The organism is Burkholderia sp. RF4-BP95 (genome assembly GCF_001521985.1).
In the GTDB taxonomy this organism is placed as follows: Bacteria; Pseudomonadota; Gammaproteobacteria; order Burkholderiales; family Burkholderiaceae; genus Burkholderia; species Burkholderia diffusa.
Map to the genome: position 1 here is coordinate 605,716 of NZ_LOSX01000018.1, position 26,201 is coordinate 631,916.

The window sequence follows — 26,201 nt, forward strand, 5'->3', positions numbered from 1 at the left end:
TTCAGCCTGCCGCCGCCTTCGCCTGTACGGCCGCGCCGGATTGCCCGGCCGTTTTCACGGGCGCCGATGCCTTCTGCTCGGCCGCCGTCTTCGGTTGCGCCGCGGCCTTCGGCGCCGCGACGGTCTTCTGCGGCGCGGCCTTGACCGGCGCACTCGGCGTCGGCTCGACCGGGGCGTCGGGCGGCACGCCGAGCAACTGCAGCGAGCCGCTCGTGACCGACGAGAACACCGGGCCGGCCACCGTGCCGCCGTAATAGCCCTTGCCGCGCGGCTCGTCGATCATCACCGCGACGATCAGGCGCGGGTTGCTCATCGGCGCCATCCCGGCGAACAATGCGCGGTACTTGCCCTTCGCATAGGTCGCGCCGACCTGCTTGCGCGCCGTGCCCGTCTTGCCGCCGATCCGGTAGCCGTCGACCCGCGCGCGGCGCCCGGTGCCGCCTTCGCCGACGGCCGACTCGAGCATCGCGCGGATCGCCGCCGCGGTTTGCGGCGACGTCACGCGGTGGCCGCGATGGGCATTGATCGTCTGCGGGTCGGAGCCGTTCTTCAGCAGCGACACCGGGTGCAGCGTGCCGTCGCCCGCGTAGGCGGTGTAGGTCTGCGCGATCTGCAGCAGCGACATCGACAGCCCGTAGCCGTAAGCCATCGTCGCCTGCTCGATCGGCCGCCAGCGCTTGTAGCCGCGCAGGCGGCCCGACGCGACGCCCGGGAACGTCAGCTCCGGCGCGCGGCCGATCCCGTATTCCTGGTACTTGTTCCAGATCGTTTCGGCGGGCAGGTTCAGCGCCAGCTTCGCGAGCGCGACGTTGCTCGACTTCTGCAGCGCTTGCGAGACGGTCAGCGAGCCGTGATTCGACGTGTCGTGGATCACGGCCGGGCCGATCTTGTAGGTGCCGGGCGACGTGTTGATGATCGTGTTCGGTGTGACCTTGCGCTCGTCGATCGACAGCGCGACGACGAGCGGCTTGATCGTCGAACCCGGCTCGAACGTGTCGATCACCGCGCGGTTGCGCAGCTGCTGGCCCGTCAGCCGGGCGCGGTCGTTCGGGTCGAAGGTCGGGTAGTTCGCGAGCGCGAGGATTTCCCCGTTCTGCGCGTCGAGCACGACCACGCTGCCGGCTACCGCGTTGTTCTCGAGCACCGCGGCCTTGAGCTGGCTGAACGCGAGCTGCTGGATGCGTCGGTCGATCGTCAGTTCGATCGTCGCGCCGTGCTGCGCGGGCACGAGCGGACGCGTGTCGGACACGATGCGGCCCAGTCGATCGCGGATCACCTCGCGCTGCCCGGCGGTGCCCGACAGCCGCCCGTTCGCCGCGAGCTCGACGCCTTCCTGGCCCTTGTCCTCGACGTTGGTGAAGCCGACCACGTGCGCGGCCGATTCGCCCTCCGGATAGAAACGCTTCGAGTCGGCGATCTGCGTGATGCCGTCGATCTCGAGCTTGTCGAGCCGGCTCGCGGTGTCGGCGTCGATCTGCCGCTTGAGCAGCACGAACGTCCGGTCGTTGCGCAGGCGGCGCTTCACTTCCACGAGCGGCATGTCGAGCAGCTTCGCGATCTGCGGATAGTCGATTTCGGCGACCTGTTTCGGATTTGCCCAGATTTCATAGGTCGACAGGCTGACCGCGAGCATCGCGCCGTTGCGGTCGACGATGCGCCCGCGCATCGCGTCGAGCTCGATCGTGCGCTGGTAGCGCTTCTGGCCTTGCCCGACGTAGAAATCCTGGTTCGCGACCTGCACCCAGAAGGCGCGTCCGATCAGCGCGGCGAAACCGAGGGACACCATGATCACGACCAGCTTCGAGCGCCACATCGGCAGGCGTGACGCGAGCATCGGATGCTTGGTCGCGGCGGCGTATGGATCGGCGGGGTGGGTCTTCTTTTTCACGCTCATGCAAGGGCCGGGTCGGGCCGCCGGACGGCGGCGAGTCAGTCGGAATAATGCGATTGTAATAAATGAGTAAACATCATGTGGGGAAAGTGTGTTTCGGCCCCGTAAAAGATTGGCGTTTCCGCCCGGGCACGGTCGGGAAAAGGTGGGAGCGGGGCGAAATGGCGGCGCGGCCTGACGTGCTGACGCAACGGAGCCGGAATGGAGGGGGCGGATCGTTACCGTCGCCGCGGTTCGATTAACCCGGCCCCGATTAATTCAGGGACTGGAAAAATAAAAAGGCGCCTTGAAGAGAGGCGCCTTATTGATGAATATCGAAATGAATATCGCGGAAACCGGAATAAACCCGAAAACCGCAGAGGATTGCCGTCAAAAATACCTATCGCGCGACGGAAATAAATTCATGGTATTCCGGCTCTGCCGTGGAACGATCGACCGCTTGCAGACGCCATGCACCGTCGGGGTGCTCGCCGGCGAGCACCGCGGGACCTTGTTCGCGCTGCGTCGCGCTGAACGACAGCCCCTTCAACTGGCACACGGCCTTCCCGCTGTCGGCCGCGCAGAGGGCCATTGCGCCTTCCACGTCCCGAACCTTGCCCCAGCTCGGAAGATCGATCCCCTGGTGAGCCTCGCGTGACCACAGCCCCTCGTCGGTATCGACCCAGAGCACCGCGAAGGAGTGACGGGTTGCCGACTCGCTGCCATTAATCCGAATAGTGAGGCGCATTGGATCGTCTCCTGAAGAAAATGACACATTCGACCGTTTTGGTTTGACCAGTCTAGATAGACTGCGGTGAAACGCAAGTGATAATCCGCAATAAATCCGAATTGCGCCTATAGGCGTTTCCCGATGAAACGATGTCTGACGATCCGCCGCGATCGTGACGGCGCGCGCAAACGCAAGCGCAGCATGATCCGCGCACCGCGATCGGACCCTGGCGTGTCCCGGACATGCGATGACCCCGTGAGCGGCCGCGTCGAAGTGTCGCGCCGAAACGAGGGCTCCGCGCGCATCGGCCGTCCGGCCGCTGACGCATCCCGAATGCTGCCGGCCCGGACGTTTCGACGATTTGAGCGCCTGGCCGACGCGACACACTCCGACATTCGCGTACAAATCCTCACACTTTCACGAAACTTTCAGGACAGACTTGCGGGCGATCAGGCCCCACACTTGGATTTTCCGATCCTGCGCCGTGGACGCCCGTCCGCGGCGGGCCGCCGCCGCCTCGTGCCAGAGACGCGATCGACGCGATCGCGGGCCGCAGCCCGATCGGGATTGCCGGGGCGAGCGTCGGCCCCGGCCCGGCCGACAGCCGCGCGCCGCTCCGCGATCCGGGGCGGCCGCGCCGTCCGGCCGATTCTTCGAAGGAGACTATCGTGCTGATCTGGAAAACCGCGTTGTCGCTCAACTGGCGCACGAGCCTCGTGTCGCCGGCCAGCGCACCGGTCGCGGCGGCCAACGTCGGACGGCTGGTGCTGACGGGCGCCACCGGCTTCATCGGCAGTACCGTGCTGACGGCGCTCGTCAACGCCGGGTTGCTCGAGCGCATCGTGTGTGTCGTGCGTGCGGAGAATCGCGGCCACGCGGTCGCGCGTTTGCGTGAAGCGGCGTTGCGCGCGGGGCTCGCGCCGTACTGGGCATCGCGTCTCGGCGACGCGAACGTGGTCGTCGGTGCGCTCGGCGACGTGTGGCAGGGCACCGACGCGTCGCGTCTCGCCGGCGCGACGCACGTGATCCATTGCGCGGGCCATGCGTCGCCGGCCGACGGCTCGCACTTGCAGGCCGACATCGCCGATTCGCTGCGCTTTGCCGAACGGTTCGCGCATGCGCCGCAGCTGCAGCGTTTCGTGTACGTCGGCACCGCCTATGCGCACGCGGGCCGTGGCGGGATCGTGTACGAGGCGACGGCGGGCGCGTCGGCGAGCGACGCGGCGCAGGGCGGCGACGGGTTGCACGGCGCGGTGCTCGCGGCGGACTACCTGCAAGCGAAGGCGGAAACGGAGCAGCGCCTGCGCGCGCTCGGGCTGCCGCTCGTCGTCGTGCGTCCGTCGCACGTCGTCGGCCACACGGTGCTCGGCACGCGGCCCGCACCGAATTCGTTCTGGATGTTCCGCGTGGCGCACGCGGCGCGGCGCTTTACCGCGCGGCCGATGACGCGCATCGACATCGTGTCGGTCGACGACGTCGCGCGCGCGACGATGCTGCTGGCCGTGAAGCCGACGCTGATGCACGACGTGTATCACGTGTCGGCCGGCGAAGAGGCACCGCAGGTCGCGCAGATCGTGCGCGCGATGGACGAGGCGGCCGGCATGACGGGCGCGCCGCGCTACGTGGCCTGTGCGCCGGCCGAACTGCCGCTCGTGGTGCGTGACGTGCTCGGGCGGTCCGATCCGGCGCTCGAACGCGTGATCGGCCGCGCGTTGCAGCGTTGCGCGGAGTTCGCGATGGTCGATCGCGTGTTCGACAACCGCCGCGTGCGCGACGAAATCGATTTCGAGCCGCTGCCGTTCATCGACTACGTCGAGGAGTGCATGCGCACGTCGCGCGGCGTCGCGGTGACAGAACTGATGCGCGGCACGCTGCACTGAGCGCCCGCGCGATTCGGGGCCTGCCGATTCCCGGCGGCCGGTTCGCCGCCGCTCGCGGCGGTCCGGCGACGGCAGGCCCTACGACGCGCTGCCGAGTTCGATCAGCCGGTCGAGCGCGCGGTAGATGTCGTCCAGGCCGTCCTGGCCGAAACGCGCTTCAAGCTGACGATACTGCTCGTCGATGCGCGGACCGATTTCCGTGACCAACTTCCTGCTTTGCGGCGTCAGGCTCACCAGCAGCCGGCGCTGATCCTCCTGCGCGCGCGTGCGCGTAATCAGGCCGTCACGCTCCATCCGTTCCAGCACGCCCGTGAGACTCGGGCTCAGGATGCAGCAGCGGCGCGCGATCTGTCCCGCTTCGAGCGCGTGCGAAGGCTCGCCGTCGAGCACGCGGATGATCCGCCATTGCTGTTCGGTCAGCGCGAATTCCTTGAGAATGGGGCGGAACAGGCCCATCAGCGTTTCGCGGGCCTCGAGCAGCAGCATGGCCAGGTTGCGATGGTCGAGCGTACGGTTCATCGGGGTGGGTAGAGGTGCAGAGGACGGGGACGCATCAATCTTAACAGCCGATGGTGATGAATTTCGCGTATCAGGGTAATCGAGGTTGCGGGCATTCGATTGTTTACTTAAGATGTTAACTATTGACGTTGCGCCGCGACGCGCGGCAGGGGAATGACGCATGGAGCTGTCCTGCATGACCGCCGCGGCGCCGCCGCTGCCGGTCGCCATCGGTACCGTCTACGGTGCGCTGCTCAACGAGCGCGCCGCACTCGACGCGCTCGGCGACGCCGTGCACGCTCCGCCTTACGGCCGTCCGCCGCAGGCACCGATCCTTTACATCAAACCGGCCAACACGCACGCAGCCGATGGCGCGGCCGTCGTGGTGCCGGCGGGCGTCGATGCGCTGGAGATCGGCGCATCGGTGGCCGTCGTGTTCTCGCGGCGCGCGACGCGCGTGCCGGCCGCGCAGGCGCTCGACTACGTGCATGGCTTCACGCTCGCGAGCGACGTGTCGGTTCCGCATCCCGATTACTACCGTCCGGCCGTGCGCTTCAAATGTCGCGACGGTTTCTGCCCGCTGGGCCCGGCGATCGTGCCGGCGGCCGCGCTCGGCGACATCGACGCGATCGGCCTGACGGTACGGATCGACGGCCGCACCGCGGTGTCCGCATCGACCGCCACGCTGATCCGCCCGGTGCGCGAGCTGATCGCCGACGTGACGGCGTTCATGTCGTTCGACGCGGGCGACATGCTGCTGCTCGGCGTCGCGGGTGGCGCGCCGCGTGCCCGCGCGGGCAGCACGGTCGAGATTGACGCTGCCGGCATCGGCACGTTGCGGCATACGCTGATTGCGGAGGAAGCACGATGAAGACGGCGCGCGTGATCTACAACGGCGCACTGCATGCGGCCGAACCGGCCGGCGACGGCGCGATCCGCCTCGACACGGGGCGCGTGCTCGCCGAGGACGCGGTGACGTGGCTGCCGCCCGTCGCACCGCGCACGACGTTCGCGCTCGGCCTCAACTACGCGGACCACGCGAAGGAACTCGCGTTCAAGGCACCGAGCGAGCCGCTGATTTTCCTGAAGGGGCCGAACACGTTCATCGGCCATCGGTCGCACACCGTGCGCCCGGCGGACGCGACGCACATGCATTACGAGTGCGAGCTGGCCGTCGTGATCGGCCGCCCGGCGCGCAACGTGAGCCGGGCGCGGGCAATCGACTACGTTGCCGGCTACACGGTCGCAAACGACTATGCGATCCGCGATTACCTCGAAAACTACTACCGCCCGAACCTGCGCGTGAAGAACCGCGACACCTGCACGCCGCTCGGGCCGTGGTTCGTCAGCCGCGACGAGATCGGCGATGCGGGCGGCCTCATGCTGCGCACGACGGTGAACGGCCGGGAGACGCAGCGCGGCAGCACGCGCGACATGATCTTCGACGTACCCGCGCTGATCGAGCACATCAGCGGTTTCATGACGCTCTCGCCGGGCGACCTGATCCTGACCGGCACGCCGGAAGGGCTGGCCGACACGAAGCCGGGCGACGAGGTGGTGACCGAAATCGAAGGGATCGGCCGGCTCGTGAACACGGTCGTCGGCGAAGCAGACTACTATCGCGCCGGCTGAGCCCGTCGCCCAAGGAGAGCACATGACCATCAAGCACTGGATCGACGGCCGCGAAGTCGAAAGTCGAGAGACGTTCACGACGCTGAACCCCGCGACGGGCGACGTGATCACCGACGTCGCGTCCGCCGGCGAGGCCGAAGTCGACGCGGCCGTGCGTGCGGCGAAGGAAGCATTCCCGAAATGGGCGAACACCCCGGCCAAGGAGCGCGCGAAGCTGATGCGCAAGCTCGGCGAACTGATCGAGAAGAACGTGCCGATGCTCGCCGCGCTCGAGACGCAGGACACCGGCCTGCCGATCGCTCAGACGAGCAAGCAGCTGATTCCGCGCGCGTCCGAGAACTTCAACTTCTTCGCTGAAGTGTGCGTGCAGATGAACGGCCGCACGTATCCGGTCGACGACCAGATGCTGAACTACACGCTGTACCAGCCGGTCGGCGTGTGCGCGCTGGTGTCGCCGTGGAACGTGCCGTTCATGACCGCGACGTGGAAGACGGCGCCGTGTCTCGCGCTCGGCAACACGGCCGTGCTGAAGATGTCGGAGCTGTCGCCGCTGACGGCCGACCAGCTCGGCCGGCTCGCACTCGAGGCCGGCATTCCGCCGGGTGTGCTGAACGTCGTGCAGGGCTACGGCGCGACCGCCGGCGACGCGCTGGTGCGCCATCCGGACGTGCGCGCGGTGTCGTTTACGGGCGGCACGGTCACGGGCAAGCGGATCATGGAACGCGCGGGGCTGAAGAAGTATTCGATGGAGCTTGGCGGCAAGTCGCCGGTGCTGATTTTCGACGATGCCGATTTCGACCGCGCGCTCGACGCGTCGCTGTTCACGATCTTCTCGATCAACGGCGAGCGTTGTACCGCGGGCTCGCGGATCTTCGTGCAGCGCACGATCTACGATCGCTTCGTGCAGGAATTCGCGCGCCGCGCGAACAACCTGGTGGTCGGCGATCCGACCGATCCCGCGACGCAGCTCGGCGCGATGATCACGCGCCAGCACTGGGAGAAGGTGACGGGCTATATCCGGATCGGCGAGCAGGAAGGCGCGCACGTGGTGGCAGGCGGCGCGGACAAGCCGGCCGGTCTCGCCGACCATCTGCGCAACGGCAACTTCGTGCGCCCGACCGTGTTCGCGGACGTCGACAACCGGATGCGCATCGCGCAAGAGGAAATCTTCGGGCCGGTCGCGTGCCTGATCCCGTTCGAGGACGAGGAAGAAGGGCTGCGGCTCGCGAACGACACGTCCTACGGGCTCGCGTCGTATATCTGGACGCAGGACGTCGGCAAGGTGCATCGCCTCGCGCGCGGCATCGAGGCCGGGATGGTGTTCGTGAACAGCCAGAACGTGCGCGACCTGCGCCAGCCGTTCGGCGGCGTGAAGGAGTCGGGCACCGGGCGCGAGGGCGGCGAATACAGCTTCGAGGTGTTCGCGGAGATCAAGAACGTGTGCATCTCGATGGGTTCGCATCACATTCCCCGCTGGGGCGTGTAACGGGCGTGGATCGTTTCGCCGCAGGAACGCCGTCAGAACGCCAGAACGATACGGAGACTCAACGATGGGCAAACTGTCCCTCGCCGCCAAGATCACGCACGTGCCGTCGATGTACCTGTCGGAGTTGCCCGGCAGGCATCATGGCTGCCGCGAAGCGGCGATCCGCGGCCATCAGTTGATCGGCGAGCGCTGCCGCGCGCTCGGCGTCGATACGATCGTCGTGTCGGACGTGCACTGGCTCGTCAACGCCGGCTATCACGTGAACTGCAATGCGCGGTTCGCAGGCACGTACACCAGCAACGAACTGCCGCATTTCATCCGCGACATGGCGTACGCGTATCCGGGCAACCCGGCGCTCGGCCGCCTGATCGCGGAGACGGCCAGTGCGCGCGGCATCGCGACGCGCGCGCACGAGATCAACAGCCTCGAACTCGAATACGGCACGCTCGTGCCGATGCGCTACATGAACGGCGACCAGCACTTCAAGGTCGTGTCGATCGCGGGCTGGTGCATGTGGCACACGCTCGACGAAAGCCGGCGCTTCGGCGAGGCGCTGCTGGAGGCCATTGAAAAGAGCGATTCGAACGTCGCGTTCCTCGCGAGCGGTTCGCTGTCGCACCGCTTCAACGACAACGGCAGCCCCGAGGAATCGATCCACCAGATCAGCCGCGAATTCTTCCGGCAGGTCGACCTGCGCGTGGTCGAGCTGTGGAAGCAGGGCGACTTCAAGACCTTCTGCGCGATGCTGCCGGAGTACAACACGCATTGCCACGGCGAAGGCGGCATGCACGACACGGCGATGCTGCTCGGCCTGCTCGGCTGGGATCGCTACGACAAGCCCGTCGAGATCGTCACCGACTATTTCGCGAGCTCGGGCACCGGGCAGATCAACGCGATCTTCCCGCTCGCCTGAGCGCCGCATCACCTATCCGGAGCGTTGCCATGCCACACATCGTCGTCGAGTACACCGCGAACATCCGCGACGACGCGCGCATTCCCGCGCTGCTGCGCACGATCAACGCGACGCTGATCGCGCAGGGCGGCGTGTTTCCGACGGGCGGCATCCGCTCGCGCGCGATCGAGCTGCAGGACTACTGCATCGCCGACGGCACCGGGGACGACGCGTTCGTCCACGTGACGCTGAAGATCGGCTCGGGCCGCAGCGACGAAACGAAGAAGGCCGCGTGCGACGCGTTGTTCGACGCGATCAAGGCGCATTTCGCCGAGCTGTACGCGAAACGCTATCTCGCGTTGTCGATGGAGCTGACCGAGTTCAGCGAAGGCGGCTCGTACAAGCACAACAACATCCACGCCCGCTACAAGCGGGCCGGCTGAACACCATTCCCGATCCGACCATGCTCGAACCCGCCATCATCGACCAGCTCGCGCAGCGTCTGCACGACGCCGAGCGCGAGCGCAAGCAGATCCGCCAGATCTCGCTCGACCATCCCGACATCACGATCGACGACGCCTACGCGATCCAGCGCGCGTGGGTGACCCTCAAGCTCGCGGAAGGCCGCACGCTGAAAGGGCACAAGATCGGCCTCACGTCGAAGGCGATGCAGAACACGTCGCAAATCGACGAACCCGATTACGGTGCGCTGCTCGACGACATGTTCTTCGACGACGGCGGCACGATTCCGACCGGCCGCTTCATCGTGCCGCGCGTGGAAGTCGAACTCGCGTTCGTGCTCGGCAAGCGGCTCACGGGCCCGAACTGCACGATCTTCGACGTGTACGACGCGGTCGACTATGTGGTGCCCGCGCTCGAGATCATCGACGCGCGCAGCCAGTCGATCGACCCCGATACGAAGCGGCCGCGCAAGGTGTTCGACACGATCGCCGACAACGCGGCGAACGCGGGCGTCGTGATCGGCGGGCGGCCGGTGCGGCCGCAGGACGTCGACTTGCGCTGGGTCGCGGCGATCATGTCGCGCAACGGCGTGGTCGAGGAAACGGGCGTCGCGGCCGGCGTGTTGAACCATCCGGCCAATGGCGTCGCGTGGCTCGCCAATCGGCTGTCGCGCTTCGACGTCGCACTGGAACCGGGGCAGATCGTGCTCGGCGGTTCGTTCACGCGGCCGTGCGCGGCACGTTCGGGCGATACGTTCAGCGTCGACTACGGTCCGCTCGGGACGATCCAGTGTCATTTCGAGTGAGGTGAGCGAACGATGCTGATTCCGTCGAATGTCTTCAAGGCCGCGCTCGCGCGCGGCGATGCGCAGGTCGGACTGTGGCTCGGGCTCGCGAATCCGTACAGCGCCGAAGTCGTCGCGGGTGCCGGTTTCGACTGGCTGCTGATCGACGGCGAACATGCGCCGAACACGGTGCCGACGATCCTCGCGCAGTTGCAGGCGATCGCGCCGTATCCGTCGCATCCGGTCGTGCGCGTGCCGTGGAATGATCCAGTGATCGTCAAGCAGGTGCTCGATCTCGGCGCGCAGACGCTGCTCGTGCCGATGGTGCAGAGCGCCGAGGAAGCACGCGCGGCGGTGGCCGCGACGCGTTATCCGCCGCACGGGATTCGCGGGGTCGGCAGCGCGCTCGCGCGCGCGTCGCGCTGGAATCGCGTTGGCGACTACCTGCATCGCGCGAACGACGAGATGGCCGTGCTCGTGCAGGTCGAGACGCGCGCCGGGCTCGATGCGATCGACGCGATTGCGCGGGTCGATGGCGTCGACGGCGTGTTCATCGGGCCGGCGGATCTGGCGGCCGACCTCGGACATCTCGGCAATCCCGGGCATCCGGACGTGCAGATGGCGATCGACGGCGCGATCCGAGCGATCAAGGCGGCAGGGAAGGCGCCGGGCATTCTCAGCGCGGACGAGGCGGCGGCGCGGCGGTATCTCGAAGCGGGGGCGCTGTTTGTTGCGGTGGGAGTCGATACGACGCTGCTGGCGCGGAGTGCGGAGCGACTGGCGGCGCGGTTCAACGGGAAGAATGACGCGGCGAAAGAGGGCGCAGGGACGTATTGAGCCAGGCGGCGGCGCGCAGCGGACGTCGGCCCGGCGAGCGCTCGCTTGCCGTCATGCGCGGCCGTGCGCGAGGATGGCCGCGTCTATTCCGCCGCGAGCGGGCCCGCGTGCATGTATCTTCCCGGCGTCGTCCCCAGCGCACGCCGGAACATGTCGATGAACGCGCTGACGTTGTCGTATCCGAGATCGAGCGCGATCGTCGTCACCGGCACGCCGTCGGCGATTTTCTCGAGCGCCCGCAGCAGCCGGGCCTGCTGACGCCACTGCGCGAACGTCAGCCCGGTTTCCGCAACGAAGCGGCGGCTCATAGTTCGTGCGCCGATACCGGCCCATTCGGCCCATTCCTCCAGCCGCCGGTTGTCCGCCAGATCCGCGGCGAGCGCATCCGTGATCTTCACGAGCCGCGGATCCCGCGGCCGCACCAGCCCCAGCGCTTCGGCCTTCGATGCCGCGATTTCATCGAGAATCACGTCGGCGATTCGCGTTTGCGCGGCCGTCAACGCGGTATCGCCCCAGCTTGCCGCGCGTAGCACGGCTTCGCGCAGCAGCGGCGATGCGCGAATCGCGCGCGGCGTCGGCGGCAACGCCGCGCAGCGCGCTTCGGCGACGAACGCCGACCAGCCGGAAATCGGCCCGAACGAGCGCAGCGAATGCCGGTAATGCGGCGGAATCCAGATCGCATGGATCGCCGGCACGACCCAGTCCTGGTCGTCGAGGCCGATCGTCACCAAGCCGCTCGACGCGCCCACGAGCTGGCCGCGCGCATGCGCGTGCGATGGCGTCACGCGCGGATCGCGTTGGGACAGGACGGCGGCGACGACGAACGGGCCGTCGTCGGACGTGACGAATCGGGCGGGCAGGAGCGGATCGGACATGGCCGGATATCGGTATCGATTGGCCGTTATACCGGAGATTGGCCGAAATCGCACGCCTACACTGCGTGCATCGACGTCAACCGGAGTGAGAGGCCATGCGAGCCGAACAGATACTTCCCGACCATGCCGACCGGATCGAGGCCGGCGCAACGACGATCCGCAAGGGCACCGTGGGCGCGTTCCTCGTCAATGCGCGCGTGCTGACCGACCCGGGCGCATCACCCGCCGAGCGCGCAACGGCCGAAGCCGATCTCGTCGACGCGTTGCCCGCGTTACGCGCGATCGGTTTGTTCGAACTGCTCGAGGTGCGCGACCCGGCGCTGCGCGCATGGATCGACGCACGGCCTGCGACGGCAGCCGCCCATGCGAGGAAATCGACATGAAGGCCGCAGTCGTGACGGGCTTCGGCGAGCGTCCCGCTTACATGACGTTCGACGCGCCGCGAGCAATGGCCGGCCATCGGCTGATCCAGGTGAGCGCATCCGCGCTGAGCCGACTCGCTCAGGGACGCGCGGCAGGCACGCATTATTCGGCCGGCACGGGCTATCCGTTCGTCGCCGGCGTGGATGGTGTCGGGTACGGCGATGACGGTCGGCGTGTGTACTTCTTCGGCGCGCCGGCGCCGTTCGGTGCAATGGCGGAGTGCACGATCGTGCCCGACGCGCTGTGCGTGCCATTGCCGGATGACCTCGACGACGTCACGGCCGCGGCGATCGCGATTCCGGGCATGTCCTCGTGGGCGGCGCTGATCGAACGCGCGCGGCTCGTGGCGGGCGAGACGGTGCTCGTCAACGGCGCGACGGGAACGTCCGGGCGGCTGGCCGTACGGATTGCGAAGCATCTCGGCGCGGCGAAGGTGATCGCCACGGGCCGCAACGCGGCCGCGCTGGACGCGTTGCTGAATGCCGGCGCGGACGCCGTCGTGTCGCTGCAGCAGGATGATGCGCATCTGGCGCGGACGCTCGAACCGCATTTCCGGGCGGGCGTGGACGTCGTCCTCGATTATCTGTGGGGCACCAGTGCGCAGGCGCTGCTGATTGCCGCCGCGAAGGCGACGCCCGACGGCCGCCGGCTGCGCTTCGTGCAGATCGGCTCGATCGGCGGCGCGAACGTGGCGTTGCCCGGTGCCGTACTGCGCGCCACCGCGATCGAACTGATGGGTAGCGGGCTCGGCAGCGTGTCGCTGCCGCGTTTGCTGGCGTCGGTGCGCGGTGTGTTCGGCGCGACGCGAGCGGCGGGTCTCGCGATCGAGACGCGTATCGTGCCGCTTTCGGCGGTCGCCGAACACTGGGGCGATGCGGACAGCTCGGTGCGGCCGGTGTTCACGATGCGCAGCGACTGAGCGGCGATCGGATCGATGCCTGGAACGGCGCGGGGCCACCCGCGGCAACGGCCGGCTGCCCGTGGTCATTGCTCATGGCATTGCGCGGCAGGTGGGCGGCCGACCGCCGCCCGCCTGCCCGGGCACCGGATCAGAACCGCTGCTGGATCCCCGCCGTCACGCCGACCTGCGTGGTGCCGTACCCGGCGAAATCGCGCGACACGCCGACCTTCTGGTCATGCTTCGCGATCGCGAACGCGCCGGCCGCGTACAGCACCGTGCGCTTCGACAGCGCGTAATTCGCGCGCACCGACACCAACGTCGGATCGGCATCGCTGCCACCCTTGACGTTCTGATGATAGACGGCCGCGATCAGCGAGAACGTCGGTGTGAACTGGTACGCTCCGCCGACCCAGTACGTGTCGCTCAACTGGTTCGCCGCCGCAGTGCGAAACGTGCGCTTGTAGTTGCGATAGCCGGCCATCGTCTTCAGGTCGCCGAAGTCGTAGCTCAAGCCCGCGTGAATGCCCTGGATGTAGTTGACGGTATCGGCCGGCGTGACGCTGTCGGCCGCGCCGTTTTGCCGATCGAACGTGAGCACCGCCGCGAACGGGCCGGTCTCGTAGCCGAGCGCGAAGTCGTATTTCGAGCTGGTCTTCACGCTGCCCGGCACGTTGCCGAAGCCGTACATCGCGCCGAACTTCACGCCGCTGAATTCACCGTCGTAGCGCACCGCGTTCGACGAGCGCGTGAACATGCCGTCCTTGCGGCCGCCCGTCGCCATCGACGATGTCGCCCACGAGTAGTTCTGCGCGTAACCCATCGGATCGAACGGCAGCATGTAGTCGTACGTGACGGTGTAGTTGCGGCCGAGCGTCAGCTCGCCCCATTTGCCTTTCAGGCCGACCGTCGCGCGACGCGCGAAGATCGAGTCGGGGCCGTCGTCGAACGCACCGTTCGCGAGATCGATTCCGCTTTCGAGGCGGAACACGGCCTTCAGCCCGCCGCCGAGATCCTCGACGCCGCGCAGGCCCCAGCGCGACGTATTCTTGTTGCCGGACTTCAGCTTGACGGAACTGCCGCCCTCCGGCGCCGCATGGTTCGTGTATTCGATGCCGGCATCCATGATCCCGTACATCGTGACAGACGACTGCGCGTGCACGACGGGGGCTGCGATGCAGGCCGCGGCGGCCGAGCTGGTGAGGACTGCTGCGCGAAATTTCATTGACGGTGTCTCCTGATTTATTGTCGGTTGGGTGAAACGGGTGTGACGCGGTCGAGGCCAACGCCGGAAAGCGTTCGCCGGACGGTCTGTCATTGCCTTGCTCGACGTGCGCGGCGCACAGAGCACGCCGCGCCCGGGTCAGCCCGCTTTCGCGAACGCCCAGCAGTCGTTGGTCGGGAATTCGATCCAGTGCTTGCCGGCCGCGCGCGGCACGTGGCCGAACGCGCGCAGGCGCATCTCGCCGCAATGGAACAGGTATTCCCAGCGATCGCCGAGATACATCGACGTGACGAGATCGGCCTGCAGCCGGTTCGCCCCCGGACCGTCGGCGACCTGCACGCGTTCGAGACGGATCACGGCCTGTGCGTCCTGGCCCGGTGCGAACGTGTCGCGGGCCAGCGCCTGCAGTTCCCAGCCGTCGCCGGCGAGCGTCACGCGTTCGCCGTCGACGGCCGCGACGCGTGCGTCGATGCGGTTGTTGCTGCCCATGAACTCGGCCGTGTACAGCGAGCGCGGCGCGCCGTACAGCTCGGCCGGCGTGCCTTCCTGTTCGATGCGGCCGTTGCGCAGCAGCAGGATGCGGTCGGACATCGCCATCGCTTCGGTCTGGTCGTGCGTCACGCAGAGCGCCGACAGCCCGAGCGACACGATCAGCTCGCGCAGCCACGCACGTGCTTCCTCGCGCAGCTTCGCATCGAGGTTCGACAGCGGCTCGTCGAGCAGGATCACGGGCGGGTTGTAGACGAGCGCGCGTGCGATCGCGACACGCTGCTGCTGGCCGCCCGACAACTGATGCGGAAACCGTTCGGCGAGATGGCCGAGGCCGAGCTGATCGAGCGCGGTCTGCACGCGGCGCTTCTGTTCGGCCGGCGCGACGCGGCGCAGCTTGAGCCCGTAGCCGACGTTGTCGGCCACGGTGCGGTGCGGCCACAGCGCGTACGACTGGAACACGAGGCCGAGCGAACGCTGTTCGACCGGCAGGTCGACGTGCCGCGCGCCGTCGAAGAATACGCGGTCGTCGAGCTGGATGCGCCCGTCGGACGGCTGTTCGAGGCCGGCCACCGCGCGCAGCAGCGTGGTCTTGCCGCTGCCCGATGCGCCGAGCAGGCACACGACTTCGCCGGCCTTCAGTTCGAACGACACGCCCTTGAGGATCGGGTTGGCGCCGTAGCTGAGATGCAGGTCGTCGACGATGAGCTTATCCATGAAGTTTCACTCCGAAGCGCAGGGCCACGCCTAGACCGGCGCCGACCATCGCGATGTTGATGACAGAGAGCGCGGCCACCTGGTCGACGGCGCCGGTCGCCCACAGCGACACGAGCAGCGCGCCGATCACTTCGGTGCCGGGCGACAGCAGGTAGACGGCGGTCGAGTATTCGCGCTCGAAGATCATGAAGATCAGGAGCCACGCGGCGAGCAGGCCGAAACGCACGAGCGGCAGCGTTACGTCGAGCGACACGCGGCTGCGCGTCGCGCCGACGCTGCGGCCGGCTTCCTCGAGTTCGGGGCCGACCTGCAGCAGCGCGCTTTGAATGAGCCGCATCCCGTATGCGAGCCACACGACCGTGTACGCGATCCAGATGCTCCACATCGAGTTCTTCAGCTCGCGCAGGCCCGGGACGAACAGGAATATCCACAGAAACGCGAGACCGGCGAGCAGGCCGGGCACCGCGCGCGGCAGCAGCACGAGGTAATCGAGCAGTTTCGTCGCCCAGTCGTGCCGGCGGTGGCCGGCGAACGCGACGAGCGAGTAGAAGCCGATCGCGAGCGCGCCGCCGATCACGCCGATGCCGAGCGTGTTGACGATCGCGCGCACGAGGTTGTCCTGCTCGAACAGCTCGATGAAGTTCGACAGCGTCAGCACTTCGGCGAGCGCGACGCCTTCGCCCCAGTTGGTCACGAATGCGCGCAGCACGATGCCGGAAATCGGCACGATCACCGTCAGCATCAGCCACAGCGCGACGAGCGCGAGCGCGACCCAGCGCCATACGCCGAGCGGCAGCACCGTCGCGCGACCGGCCTTGCCCTTCACGGTGACGAAGCGGTTCGCGGTCTTCAGCAAACGGCGCTGCAGCAGCACGAGCGGGAACGTGATCGCAACGATGCACACGGCGACCGCGGCCATCAGGTGATACGACGGCACGCCGAGCTTGTTGGTCAGCTTGTACAGATAGGTCGCGAGCACGAGGTGGCCTTCCGGATCGCCGAGCACGAGCGGCAGACCGAACACCTCGAAGCCGAGGAAGAACACGAGCACGCCGGCGAACAGCAGTGCGGGCATGGTCATCGGCAGGCTCACGTCGAGCGCGACGCGGAACGGGCGGGCGCCCGTCACGCGCGCGGCTTCCTCGACGTCCGAACCGAGGTTGCGCAGCGCGGCCGACGAGTACAGGTACACGTGCGGCACGTGCGTGAGGCCGACGATCACCGTGATCGCGAAGATCGAGTAGACGTTCCATGGAACGTTCTGCACCCCGAACAGTTCCTTGAACCACACCGAGTAGAAGCCGACCGGGCCGGCCGCGACCACGTAGCCGAACGCGAGCACCATCGGCGACACGAACACGGGCGTGAGCAGCAGCGGTTCGAGCCAGCGGCGGCCGGGCAGGTCGGTGCGCACCATCAGGAACGCGAGAATGCCGCCGAGCGGGATCGAGATGAACAGCATCCCGCCGGCGATGATGAACGAGTTCTTCACGGCGGACCAGAAGTCCGGGTCGGTGAAGATGAAGCGGAAGCCTTCGATGCCGAGCGTCTTGTTCGCATCGAAGAACGGCGCGGACAGCAGGCTCTGGAACAGGATGAAGCCGAGCGGCAGCGCGACCGCGACGGTGAGCACCGCGACGACGATCCAGCGCAGCATGCCGGCGAGCGGCTGCAGGTTGCTGGCCTGCAGCGCGGGAATCGCGCCGCCCGGGCCGGTGGTGGGCGGAACGGCCGGCGCCGCTCCGCGTGTGCTGGTTGAAAGCATGAGTTCGCCCCTGCGGCCATCCGGATGGCCGCCTCTAGGAAGTCGGTAAGGGGAAGGGGCCGCCCGCGCGGCGTGCGGCGGGCGGCCGTCGGTCGGCCGAAGCCGATCAGCGGATCAGCTCTTGATCGCCTGCTGCCATTGCTTGAGGAACGCGAGCCGCTTCGACTGGTCCAGATAGACGAGCAGGCCGGTGCCGATCGGGATCGGCTTCAGCGAATCGCCGAGTTCCTTCGTGAGGCTCGCGACCGACGTTTCGCCGGTCACGTCCGTGCGAATCGCGTACAGGTTCGCCTGGTTCGCGATCAGCGTCTGGCCGCGCTTCGACAGCAGGTAGTCGACCCACAGCTTCGCGGCGTTCGGGTTTTTCGCCTTCTTCGAGATCGTGGCCAGGCGGCTCACGACTTGTGTGTAGTCCTTCGGGAATACGTAGCCGATCGACTTGTCCTTCTTCGCCTTCGCGTACGCATACGAGCCGATGATGTTGTAGCCGATCAGGTTCTCGCCCGACGAGATGCGCTCCATCATCGCGCCGGTGCTCGACTGCAGCTTCGGACCGGTCGCGCCGATCGCCTTCACGAGCTCCCACGTGACCTTCTCGTTCAGGTGCGCGTCCTGCGTCAGCGCGTTGAAGCCGACGCCGGATTTCTCGACGTCGTACGTCGTCAGCTTGCCTTTGAATTTGTCGGGTTGCGACGTGAGCAGCTTGATCAGGTCGGCGCGCGTCTTCGGCACCTCGTTCTCGGGGATCAGGCGCTTGTTGTAGACGATCGCGAGCGGCTCGAACGTCGTGCCGTACGCCTGCTTCTGGTATTGCGCCCATTGCGGCACGTTCGCGCTTTCGGGCGAATCGTACGACGCCATCAGGCCGTCGTTGACGAGCTTGACCTGCAGGTCCATCGCCGAGCTCCACAGCACGTCGGCGCTCGTGCTGCTCGCCGCGTTCTCGCTGATGTAGCGGTTGTACAGCTCGGTGCTGTTCATGTCGTTGTACTCGACCTTCACGCCGTACAGGCTTTCGAAGTCCTTGATCAGCGGGCGCACGAGGCCCGTGTCGGTCGTCGAGTAGACGATCAGCTTGCCTTCCTTCTTCGCGGCGTCGACGACGCCTTGGTAGTTACCCGGATATCCGGCCGGAACCTGCGCGACGGCGGCGCCGGCGGCGGTGCCCAGGACGATCGCCAGCGCGGCGGCGAGCTGCTTCGGTGCAAACGGCATGTCTTCCTCCAGTGATGCGTGTGTGTTGTTCGAGTGACGCGGATGTTAATTGCGAAGCACTTTCAGCCTGCTTTCATTTCGGTTCACAATAGCGTCCTTTGTGTCATGGATTTCCCGAGGTCCCCATGCGTGTGCTGCTCGTCGAAGACAACCCGAACCTGGCGCAGTCGCTGAACGACGCGCTGAGCGCCGCGCGTTTCGCGGTCGATCACATGGCGGACGGGGAGGCGGCGGATCACGTGCTGCGCACCCAGGACTACGCGCTGGTGATCCTCGATCTCGGGCTGCCGAAGCTCGACGGGCTCGAGGTGCTGCGACGGTTGCGCGCGCGCCGCAATCCGGTGCCGGTGCTGATCCTGACCGCGCACGGCTCGGTCGAGGACCGCGTGAAGGGGCTCGATCTCGGGGCCGACGACTATCTCGCGAAGCCGTTCGAACTGACCGAACTGGAGGCGCGCGCCCGGGCGCTGATCCGGCGCAGCCTCGGTCACGAGCATTCGCGGGTCGAATGCGGGCCGCTTTCGTATGACAGTATCGATCGCAGCTTCCACCTCGCCGGCGAAGCGTTGCCGCTCACGCCGCGCGAGCGCTCGGTGCTGGAGGTGCTGATCCTGCGCAACGGGCGCGCGATCAACAAGGAGACGCTGTCGGAGAAGATCTTCGGGCTCGACGAATCGGTCAATGCGGACGCGATCGAGATCTACGTGTACCGGCTGCGCAAGAAGCTGGAAAACACCGGCGTCGCGATCGTCACGCTGCGGGGGCTCGGGTATCTGCTCGAAGCGAAGGCCGCCGGATGAACCAACCCCACGCTCGCCAGCCTTGCACGGGACCGGTGTATGCGCTGAAGCGCCATTCCGGATCGACACGTCCGCTGCCCGCCGAAGGGGCGCATGCCGCGCTTGGGGCGGCCCGGTGGCAGACATGATGATCCGCCGTCCGAACCTGCGCACGCAAGTCGCGCTGTGGTTGCTGCTGCCGCTGCTCGGGCTGCTCGCGCTCGACTCGTGGCTCACGTACCAGCGCGCGATGAGCGCCGCGCACGTCGCGTTCGATCGCACGCTGTCGTCGTCGCTGAAGTCGATCCGCGAAGGCGTGCGGCTCAACGACGGTGAGATCGAGGTCGACCTGCCGTATCTCGCGCTCGAGATGTTCGAGTCGGGCGACGGCGGCAAGATCTACTACCTGATCCGCGAGGACAACGGCCACACGATCACCGGCTATCCGGACCTGCCGTTGCCGTCGGGCGACGGCGCGCTGTTCGTCACGCGCTACTACAACGTCGTCTATCGCGGCGAGCAGTTGCGCATGGCCGCGTTGCGCGTGCCGGTGCACGACGTGCCGACCGCGCAGACGCGCATCGTATGGGTGATGGTCGGCGAAACGATCGAGGGGCGCCAGGCGCTCGCGCGCGAAATCCTGATGGGCTCGCTGCTGCAGGAAGGCTTGCTCGTCGTGCTCGCGCTCGGGATCGTGTGGCTCGGCGTCGGGCGCGGGCTGCGGCCGCTGAACCGGCTGTCCGCGAAGGTCGCCGCGCGTACCGACGGCGATCCGACGCCGCTCGACACCGGCGGCATGCCGAGCGAGCTCGCGCCGCTCGTCGAGTCGATCAACCAGTACATCGGCCGCACGCAGCGGATGCAGGTCGCGCGGCGGCGCTTCTTCGCGGACGCGGCCCATCAGCTGAAGACGCCGCTCGCCGCCGTGCAGGCCGGCGTCGAACTGGCCTTGCGGCCGGACGAGCAACCGCGCGTGAACGTGCACTTGCGGCGTGTGAACGGTGCGGTGCGGCAGGCCGCGAAGATCGTCCAGCAGCTGCTGTCGCTGTCGCGGCTCGATTCGGACAGCGGCCATGCGGTCGCGCACCAGCCGGTCGCGTTGCATCGGCTGGCGCGCAGCGTGACGCTCGACTGGTCGCCGGTGGCGCGGGCGCGCGACATCGATCTCGGCTTCGAGCACGAGGCCGACGTCGACGTGCACGGTCAGCCGGACCTGCTCGGCGAAATGATCGGCAACCTGATCGACAACGCGATCCGTTATTCGGGCGACCGTGCGGTGATCACGGTGCGCGTGTCGCGCGACGGCGAACATGCGCGGCTCGACGTGATCGACAACGGGCCGGGCATTCCGGCAGCCGAGCGCGACGCGGTGTTCGAGCGCTTCCATCGCGGCAGTAAGACGCAGACTGTCGAAGGCACAGGGCTCGGGCTGTCGATCGTGCGGGAGATCGCGCGCGTGCATCAAGGCAGCGTGACGCTGACCGATGCGGCGGGCGGCGGGCTGGTCGTGACGGTGATGCTGCCGACGGTTCCGGCGGCGCAGTAGAAGGCGGGCCGCGCTCGACGCAACCGCGGTGAATGGAGACGGCGAAAGCGATGCGCCGTCGCGCAGCGTCGGCGCGATATGCTCAGTCGCCGAACCCGATCTCCGCTTCGAGCGACTGCCCGACCTCGAGCCACGCGCCCGCGCCTTCGACGACGATCGCGTTGATGCCGAACGTCAGCGCGTCGTCGTAGTTCGGATGTGCGCGATAGGTCTGCATCGTGTCGGTCGGCTCGTGCGGCCATTCCGGGTTCGGCGCGCCGGTCACCTGGTCGATCGTCGGCATCGGACAGCGCGTGCACAGCTTCACGAGGCGCAGCCGCACGGGCGTGTCGCCTTCGGCGTCGAGATGCTCGACGAAATCTTCTTCGTATGCATCGAGATCCGACACGACGATGTTCGGGCGGAAGCGGTTCATCGGAATCGCCGGCGCGCCTTTCGCGACGAGCTTCGCGTTCAGGTCGTCGAGCGACGACTGGCCGATCACGAGCAGCGGATAGCCGTCCGCGAACTGCGTGTGCGTGTCGATGTCGCCGGTCCATTTGCGGTTGCAGCCGCGGCGCGACTCGGCGCCGAAGCGCGCAAGCTTCAACGGCACGCCGAGGAATTCGGTGAGCCACGCGGCCGTCTCGGCGCCCGTGTCGATCGCGTCGACGGTGTCGCGCCAGACGGTCGCGGCCATCTTCGGCGTGGCGGGCGTCGCATCGCCGTCGAGCGGCGTGCGGATCTCGGGCATGCCCGGCGCGTTCAGCACGAGCGCATCGTGCTCGAGCGCGGTGCGGATCAACGCGAGGCGCGGGTGCGTGCGCTGCGTGATCATCATCCCGTCCGGGGTGGTGATCAGCCAGTGGCGGTCGTACGCGAGGCCCGTTTCGAGCAGCTGCGCACGCGACAGCGCGATGCCGGCGCAGGATTTGATCGGATAGACGAAGAGTTCGGAGATGGCTGGCATGACGCTGGCTGAAGGCGGGATGGTCGAATCGCGATTGTGCCAGATCATGCGGAAGCCGTTTGGGCGGTTGCAGGCCGTCGCGCCGCGCCGCGCGTCGGGTCACGCCAGCGGAAAGCCGCGGTCGAAGGTCGTGCGCACGTCGAGCGGCTGGCGCAGCAGCCCGGCCTTCAGGTAGAAGTCGGCCGTGCGTTGCTGGCCGGCGATCACCGTCGCGTCGATCGGCTGCCAACGCGTGTTGCGGCGCTCGAACTGCAGCTTCGCGGCCGCCGGCGGGATGCCGACGATGCGCGCGAGCGCCGCCGAATACGCGTCGACGTGCCGGTACGACCAGGTTTGCGCGCGCACGACGCGTTGCAGGAAGTCGCGCAGCACGTCGCGCTTCGATGCGATTGCCGCGTCGGTCGCCGCGACGTAGCTGAGGCCCGACCACAGGCCGCGGCCGTTGACGAGCACGCGCGCGCGGCCGCTCGTTTCGGCGAGCGCGGTATAGGGTTCCCACGTCGCCCACGCGTCGATCGAACCGGTTGCGAGCGCAAGCATCGTGTCGGCCGGCGGCAGGAAGCGGAACGATACGGCGTCGGGCGGCAGGCCCGCGGCGTCGAGCGCTTTCAGCGTGACGAAATGACCGATCGAGCCGCGCGTGGTGCCGATGCGCTTGCCTTTCAGGTCGGCGGCGTCCTTCAGCGTCGCGTCGGGCCGCACGAGCACGGCGGTGCCGTACGGGTCGGAGCGGTTCGCGCCGATCACCTTGATGCGCGCGCCCGATGCGAGCGCGAAGATCACCGGTGCGTCGCCGATCGGTCCGCAGTCGACGGCCGCCGCGTTCAGCGCCTCGGCCAGCGGCGCGGCGGCCGGGAATTCGGTCCATGCGATGTCGTATGCGAGGCCGTTCAGTTCGCCGGCCGCTTCGAGCAGCGCGCGCAGCCCGCCTTTCTGGTCGCCGGCACGCAGCAGCGGTCGCGTGCCCGATTGCGCGTGCAATGCGGTCGGCGCGACGGCGAGGGTGGCGGCGGCGAGGGCGCTCGCTTGCGCGAGAAAGTGGCGTCGGGTCGGATTCATCGTGAAGTTCGGTCGATCGGAGGAAACGGTTCAGGGATTCAATGCGGGAGCCCGGCCTGCACGTCGCGCACGGGTTCAGCGTCCGCACGCAGCAGCAGCGCGGTCAGCGGATCGACGTTCGCGCGGGCGGCGGACGGCCGGGCGGTCGCGTCCGAGCGGCACAACAAATCGTCGGCCGACCAGCCCGCGCTGCCGGGCAACGCGCGCGCCCGCAGCCAGCCGCGCCGGTCGGCAAGCAGTTGCGTGCCGCCGAACGTCTCGGGCGGCACGCCGGCGATCGTCGCGAACGCTTGCCAGGCACCCGGCGTCGACGCGACGCAGTTCGCGCGCGGGCCGGTTGCCGGTGGCGCGGGCGTGTCGTCGGCGGTGACGAGCAGCGTCTGCCAGCGCGGATCCTCCGTCGGCGGCGTGGTGCCTGGCGCGAGCGCAACGACGCGCACGCGCTGGCCTTCGCGCCAGCGCTCGAGCGGTTGCGGCGCGGCGCTGCCGCAACGCACGTCGAGCGCGGGCAGCGGAACGGGCACGGGCCACGCGCCTTCCGCCCGTGCGCCGCTGCCGGCCGACAGCGCCTTCAGGTAAGCGAGCACGGCCCACGTGTCGGCCGGGCCGAGCGTCGCGGCAAAGCCCGGCATCGACGACGCGCCGCGCGCGTCGTGCGTACCGTGTCGCACGCGCCAGTACAGTTCGCCGTCGAGCCGGCGGGCGAGCAGCGCACCCGCGAAGGTCGGCGGCCAATGCGCGAGCGTTGCCGCGAGCGGCCCTTCGCCGCGACCGTCCGCGCCGTGACATGCCGCGCAATGCCGCGCATACAAGTGCGCGCCGCGCGTCACGTTCGCGACGGAAAGCGGCGCGGGATTGCGCTGGAAACTGGTCGGCACGGCGGGTGCGAGCCACAGCGATGCCGGCGGCCACGGCGCGAACCACGCGACGGCCAGTGCGGCGATCGCCGATGCCGCCCGCCACTTGCGCGAAACGAGCGCGATGCAGCCCAGCGCCACGGCGAACGCGGTTGCCGCGCAAGCGAACGCAAGCTGTCGCGTGAGCCCGGCATCGATGCGCAGCGTTTCGAGCGCGATCCGGTGTGCCCAGGGCCACGCGGCCTGTCCGTCGGCGTCCCCGGTCAGGCCCGCCGCATGCAGCGCGCGGGCGAATGCGATCTGCGCGCGATACAGCATCTGCAGGAACAGCAGCGCCCAGTCGGCGAACGGCGGTGCATTCATCGGCGCAGCCTTTGCCGTGCGCGGGCCATCCTGCCAGCGGCACTCGGCATCTACCAGCTCGCATCGAGTCCGAGATGCCGCAGCGCTTCGTGGCGCAGTTCGGCGAGACGCGGGTCGCCGCGATGGCGCGGATAGGGCAGGTCGACGCGCAGTTCCGCGACGATCCGCGCGGGACGCGGGCCGAACACGATCACGCGCTGCGCGAGAAACAGCGCTTCCTCGACATCGTGCGTGACGAGCAGCGCGGAAAAGCCGTCGCGTTGCCACAGCGCGGTCAGCTCCGCCTGCATCGTCAACCGCGTCAGCGAATCGAGCTTGCCGAGCGGCTCGTCGAGAATCAGCAGGCGCGGATCGTTGACGAGCGCGCGCGCCAGCGCGACACGCTGCGCCATCCCGCCCGACAACTGATGCGGAAACACGTTCGAGAATTCCTGCAGCCCGACGCGCGCGAGCGCATCGTCGACACGATGTTGCGCGGTGCGAGCCACGCCGCGCGCCTCGAGGCCGAGCGCGACGTTCGCGCGCACGCGGCGCCACGGGTAGAGCGTCGGATCCTGGAACACGACGATGCGCGATGGATCGGGCCGCTCGATCGGCACGCCGTCCTGCGCGATTCGGCCTTGTCGCGCGGCATCGAGGCCCGCGACGAGCCGCAGCAGCGTCGATTTTCCGCAGCCGCTCGGGCCGAGCAGCGCGACGAATTCGCCGGCCGCGACCGACAGCGTGACGTCGTCGAGCACCGGCAGCGGGCCGCCGGGGCCGTCGAACGCATGGCTCACGCGGCGAATGTCGATGCGCGCGCCGCGTGGCGCCGTGGCATCGGGCGTGGCGGGCGCCGCGGAGACGGACGATTCGGGAACGGCGGCGCTTACCATTTGACGGTTCCTTTCTGCCACGCGAGCACGCGGTCGCGCACTGCGAACAGCAGCGCGATCAGCCCGGAAAACAGCAGCGCCATCACGATCAGCGCCGCATACATGTTCACGTACGATGCCCAGCCCTGCGCCCAGCTCAGGTACCAGCCGAGCCCCGACTTGACGCCCATCATCTCGGCGACGACGAGCACCGTAAACGACGCGCTCAGCCCCATGAAGATGCCGACGAACACGTGCGGCAGCGCGGCGGGAATCGCGACGCGCAGCACCAGGAAGCGCGCGTTCGCGCCGAGCGTGCGCGCGACGTCGTAGTACTGCCGGTTCACGCTCGCGACGCCCGACCACGTCAGCACCGCGACCGGGAAGCCGGTCGACAGCGCGATCAGGAACGCGGCGGCCGAATAGCTCGTCGGGAAGAAGTAGAACGTGAGCGGCAGCAGCGCGGTGGCCGGCACCGGGCCGAGCACGCGCAGCACCGGATGCACCCAGTAGCCGATGCGGCGCGACCAGCCGATCGATACGCCGACCGCGAACCCGACCGCGACGCCGTACGCGAACCCGAGCGAAAGCAGCTTCAGCGTATTGCCGGCGCTGCCGGCGAGGCGCGGCCAGTCGTCGACGTAGACCTCGATCAATGCTTGCGGCGGCGCGAAGAACGGCGTCGGCAGCCAGCCGGTTTTGGCCGTGACGATTTCCCACGCGGCAAGCACGAGCGGCAGTGCGACGAGCCACGGGCCGGCCGGGCGCACGCGGGCAAGCCGCGCGCGCGTGGCCGGCACGCGATGGCCGAGCGTCGCGGCGACCAGCAGCAGCGCGGCGATCGCCCACGCGGCGATGCCGAACGTGTCGGTGTACGCCCAGTCGGTGAAACCGACGACGCGGTTCGGCCACACGTCAGTCACGGCGCCGAGCGCGGCCCACGCGAGCGCCGCGACGACGCCGGTCGGCCAGATACGCGCACGGCGGGCTTCGGCCGCGAGCGTCGCGTCGCAGGCCGTGCACGCTGCGCGGGACGTGGCAGGCGCGGCGGCGGTACCGCCGGTTGCGGTTGCAGTTGCGGTGCGCGCGGCGGCCGCGTGTTCGATCGTCGACATC

At 68.2% G+C, this 26,201-nt stretch carries 25 protein-coding genes; 12 read left to right on the forward strand and 13 right to left on the reverse strand.

The genetic code is table 11. The features are described from left to right. Position 1 precedes the first annotated feature (1 nt). Both WS46_RS07365 and WS46_RS07370 read right to left on the reverse strand, forming a co-directional pair. Complete coding sequence (locus tag WS46_RS07365; RefSeq protein WP_059689961.1) at positions 2 to 1,894, reverse strand: penicillin-binding protein 2; 1,893 nt, start codon at positions 1,892 to 1,894, stop codon at positions 2 to 4. A 376-nt stretch (positions 1,895 to 2,270) separates the two neighbouring features. After that, positions 2,271 to 2,618, reverse strand: a complete 348-nt coding sequence (locus WS46_RS07370) for a DUF3564 family protein (RefSeq protein WP_059525188.1) — start codon at positions 2,616 to 2,618, stop codon at positions 2,271 to 2,273. A gap of 650 nt (positions 2,619 to 3,268) precedes the next feature. On the opposite strand from WS46_RS07370, the gene WS46_RS07375 reads away from it, so the two are divergent. Continuing rightward, positions 3,269 to 4,480, forward strand: a complete 1,212-nt coding sequence (locus WS46_RS07375) for an SDR family oxidoreductase (protein WP_059689962.1) — start codon at positions 3,269 to 3,271, stop codon at positions 4,478 to 4,480. Positions 4,481 to 4,558: 78 nt separating this feature from the next. Here the strand turns inward: WS46_RS07375 and hpaR are convergent, their stop codons facing one another. Then, positions 4,559 to 4,999, reverse strand: coding sequence for a homoprotocatechuate degradation operon regulator HpaR (gene hpaR, locus WS46_RS07380; RefSeq protein WP_059525192.1), 441 nt, complete (start codon positions 4,997 to 4,999; stop codon positions 4,559 to 4,561). 160 nt (positions 5,000 to 5,159) lie between these two features. On the opposite strand from hpaR, the gene WS46_RS07385 reads away from it, so the two are divergent. From WS46_RS07385 to hpaI, 7 genes are all read left to right on the forward strand, one after another. Beyond that, positions 5,160 to 5,849, forward strand: coding sequence for a fumarylacetoacetate hydrolase family protein (locus WS46_RS07385; RefSeq protein WP_059689963.1), 690 nt, complete (start codon positions 5,160 to 5,162; stop codon positions 5,847 to 5,849). Continuing rightward, positions 5,846 to 6,610 (forward strand): fumarylacetoacetate hydrolase family protein, encoded by a 765-nt coding sequence (locus WS46_RS07390; RefSeq protein ID WP_059689964.1) that lies wholly within the window; start codon positions 5,846 to 5,848, stop codon positions 6,608 to 6,610. Before WS46_RS07385 ends, WS46_RS07390 begins: the two co-directional genes overlap by 4 nt. Positions 6,611 to 6,632: 22 nt before the next feature. Beyond that, a complete protein-coding gene (gene hpaE, locus WS46_RS07395; protein WP_059689965.1) occupies positions 6,633 to 8,096 on the forward strand; it encodes a 5-carboxymethyl-2-hydroxymuconate semialdehyde dehydrogenase in 1,464 nt (487 codons plus the stop codon). A gap of 64 nt (positions 8,097 to 8,160) precedes the next feature. Further along, complete coding sequence (gene hpaD / locus WS46_RS07400) at positions 8,161 to 9,009, forward strand: 3,4-dihydroxyphenylacetate 2,3-dioxygenase (RefSeq protein ID WP_059689966.1); 849 nt, start codon at positions 8,161 to 8,163, stop codon at positions 9,007 to 9,009. A gap of 29 nt (positions 9,010 to 9,038) precedes the next feature. Then, entirely contained in the window at positions 9,039 to 9,431 is a 393-nt protein-coding gene (locus tag WS46_RS07405; protein WP_059689967.1) for a 5-carboxymethyl-2-hydroxymuconate Delta-isomerase, read from the forward strand. A 20-nt stretch (positions 9,432 to 9,451) separates the two neighbouring features. Further along, positions 9,452 to 10,255 carry a 2-oxo-hept-4-ene-1,7-dioate hydratase gene (hpaH, locus tag WS46_RS07410; protein ID WP_059689968.1) on the forward strand — a complete coding sequence of 268 codons (804 nt, stop codon included), beginning with the start codon at positions 9,452 to 9,454 and terminating at the stop codon, positions 10,253 to 10,255. 12 nt (positions 10,256 to 10,267) lie between these two features. Next, positions 10,268 to 11,071 carry a 4-hydroxy-2-oxoheptanedioate aldolase gene (hpaI, locus tag WS46_RS07415; RefSeq protein ID WP_059689969.1) on the forward strand — a complete coding sequence of 268 codons (804 nt, stop codon included), beginning with the start codon at positions 10,268 to 10,270 and terminating at the stop codon, positions 11,069 to 11,071. 83 nt (positions 11,072 to 11,154) lie between these two features. Here hpaI and WS46_RS07420 read toward each other — a convergent pair whose 3' ends face one another. Next, on the reverse strand, positions 11,155 to 11,946 hold the full coding sequence (locus WS46_RS07420) for a helix-turn-helix domain-containing protein (RefSeq protein WP_059525209.1): 792 nt from the start codon (positions 11,944 to 11,946) through the stop codon (positions 11,155 to 11,157). Positions 11,947 to 12,041: 95 nt separating this feature from the next. Between WS46_RS07420 and WS46_RS07425 the strand changes: the two genes are divergently transcribed. Continuing rightward, the gene (locus WS46_RS07425; RefSeq protein WP_059525211.1) at positions 12,042 to 12,329 is read left to right on the forward strand and encodes a hypothetical protein; all 288 of its coding nucleotides are present in this window, start codon (positions 12,042 to 12,044) and stop codon (positions 12,327 to 12,329) included. Then, positions 12,326 to 13,288, forward strand: a complete 963-nt coding sequence (locus WS46_RS07430) for a zinc-binding alcohol dehydrogenase family protein (RefSeq protein WP_059689970.1) — start codon at positions 12,326 to 12,328, stop codon at positions 13,286 to 13,288. The genes WS46_RS07425 and WS46_RS07430 overlap by 4 nt, the downstream gene beginning before the upstream one ends. A 130-nt stretch (positions 13,289 to 13,418) precedes the next feature. On the opposite strand, the gene WS46_RS07435 is transcribed toward WS46_RS07430, so the two are convergent. From WS46_RS07435 to WS46_RS07450, 4 genes are all read right to left on the reverse strand, one after another. After that, entirely contained in the window at positions 13,419 to 14,492 is a 1,074-nt protein-coding gene (locus WS46_RS07435; protein WP_059689971.1) for a porin, read from the reverse strand. Positions 14,493 to 14,630: 138 nt separating this feature from the next. Next, a complete protein-coding gene (locus tag WS46_RS07440; RefSeq protein ID WP_059450179.1) occupies positions 14,631 to 15,698 on the reverse strand; it encodes an ABC transporter ATP-binding protein in 1,068 nt (355 codons plus the stop codon). Beyond that, positions 15,691 to 17,463 (reverse strand): iron ABC transporter permease, encoded by a 1,773-nt coding sequence (locus WS46_RS07445; protein WP_059689972.1) that lies wholly within the window; start codon positions 17,461 to 17,463, stop codon positions 15,691 to 15,693. Before WS46_RS07445 ends, WS46_RS07440 begins: the two co-directional genes overlap by 8 nt. A 114-nt stretch (positions 17,464 to 17,577) precedes the next feature. Further along, positions 17,578 to 18,678: an ABC transporter substrate-binding protein gene (locus WS46_RS07450; RefSeq protein ID WP_059689973.1), complete on the reverse strand. Its 1,101-nt coding sequence runs from the start codon at positions 18,676 to 18,678 to the stop codon at positions 17,578 to 17,580. A gap of 125 nt (positions 18,679 to 18,803) precedes the next feature. On the opposite strand from WS46_RS07450, the gene WS46_RS07455 reads away from it, so the two are divergent. Then, complete coding sequence (locus tag WS46_RS07455) at positions 18,804 to 19,478, forward strand: response regulator (protein ID WP_059450182.1); 675 nt, start codon at positions 18,804 to 18,806, stop codon at positions 19,476 to 19,478. A gap of 127 nt (positions 19,479 to 19,605) precedes the next feature. Further along, complete coding sequence (locus WS46_RS07460) at positions 19,606 to 21,003, forward strand: sensor histidine kinase (RefSeq protein WP_059690214.1); 1,398 nt, start codon at positions 19,606 to 19,608, stop codon at positions 21,001 to 21,003. Between the two features lie 82 nt (positions 21,004 to 21,085). Here WS46_RS07460 and WS46_RS07465 read toward each other — a convergent pair whose 3' ends face one another. The 5 genes from WS46_RS07465 to WS46_RS07485 all read right to left on the reverse strand — a co-directional run bounded on the left by WS46_RS07465 (position 21,086) and on the right by WS46_RS07485 (position 26,200). Beyond that, positions 21,086 to 21,952 (reverse strand): MOSC domain-containing protein, encoded by an 867-nt coding sequence (locus WS46_RS07465; protein ID WP_059525223.1) that lies wholly within the window; start codon positions 21,950 to 21,952, stop codon positions 21,086 to 21,088. Between the two features lie 99 nt (positions 21,953 to 22,051). After that, positions 22,052 to 23,011 carry an ABC transporter substrate-binding protein gene (locus tag WS46_RS07470; protein ID WP_059689974.1) on the reverse strand — a complete coding sequence of 320 codons (960 nt, stop codon included), beginning with the start codon at positions 23,009 to 23,011 and terminating at the stop codon, positions 22,052 to 22,054. A gap of 38 nt (positions 23,012 to 23,049) precedes the next feature. Then, on the reverse strand, positions 23,050 to 24,231 hold the full coding sequence (locus WS46_RS07475) for a cytochrome c (RefSeq protein ID WP_059689975.1): 1,182 nt from the start codon (positions 24,229 to 24,231) through the stop codon (positions 23,050 to 23,052). 50 nt (positions 24,232 to 24,281) lie between these two features. Further along, positions 24,282 to 25,106, reverse strand: coding sequence for an ABC transporter ATP-binding protein (locus WS46_RS07480; protein WP_059689976.1), 825 nt, complete (start codon positions 25,104 to 25,106; stop codon positions 24,282 to 24,284). Beyond that, positions 25,100 to 26,200, reverse strand: a complete 1,101-nt coding sequence (locus WS46_RS07485; RefSeq protein WP_059690215.1) for an ABC transporter permease — start codon at positions 26,198 to 26,200, stop codon at positions 25,100 to 25,102. The genes WS46_RS07480 and WS46_RS07485 overlap by 7 nt, the downstream gene beginning before the upstream one ends. Position 26,201 lies beyond the last annotated feature (1 nt).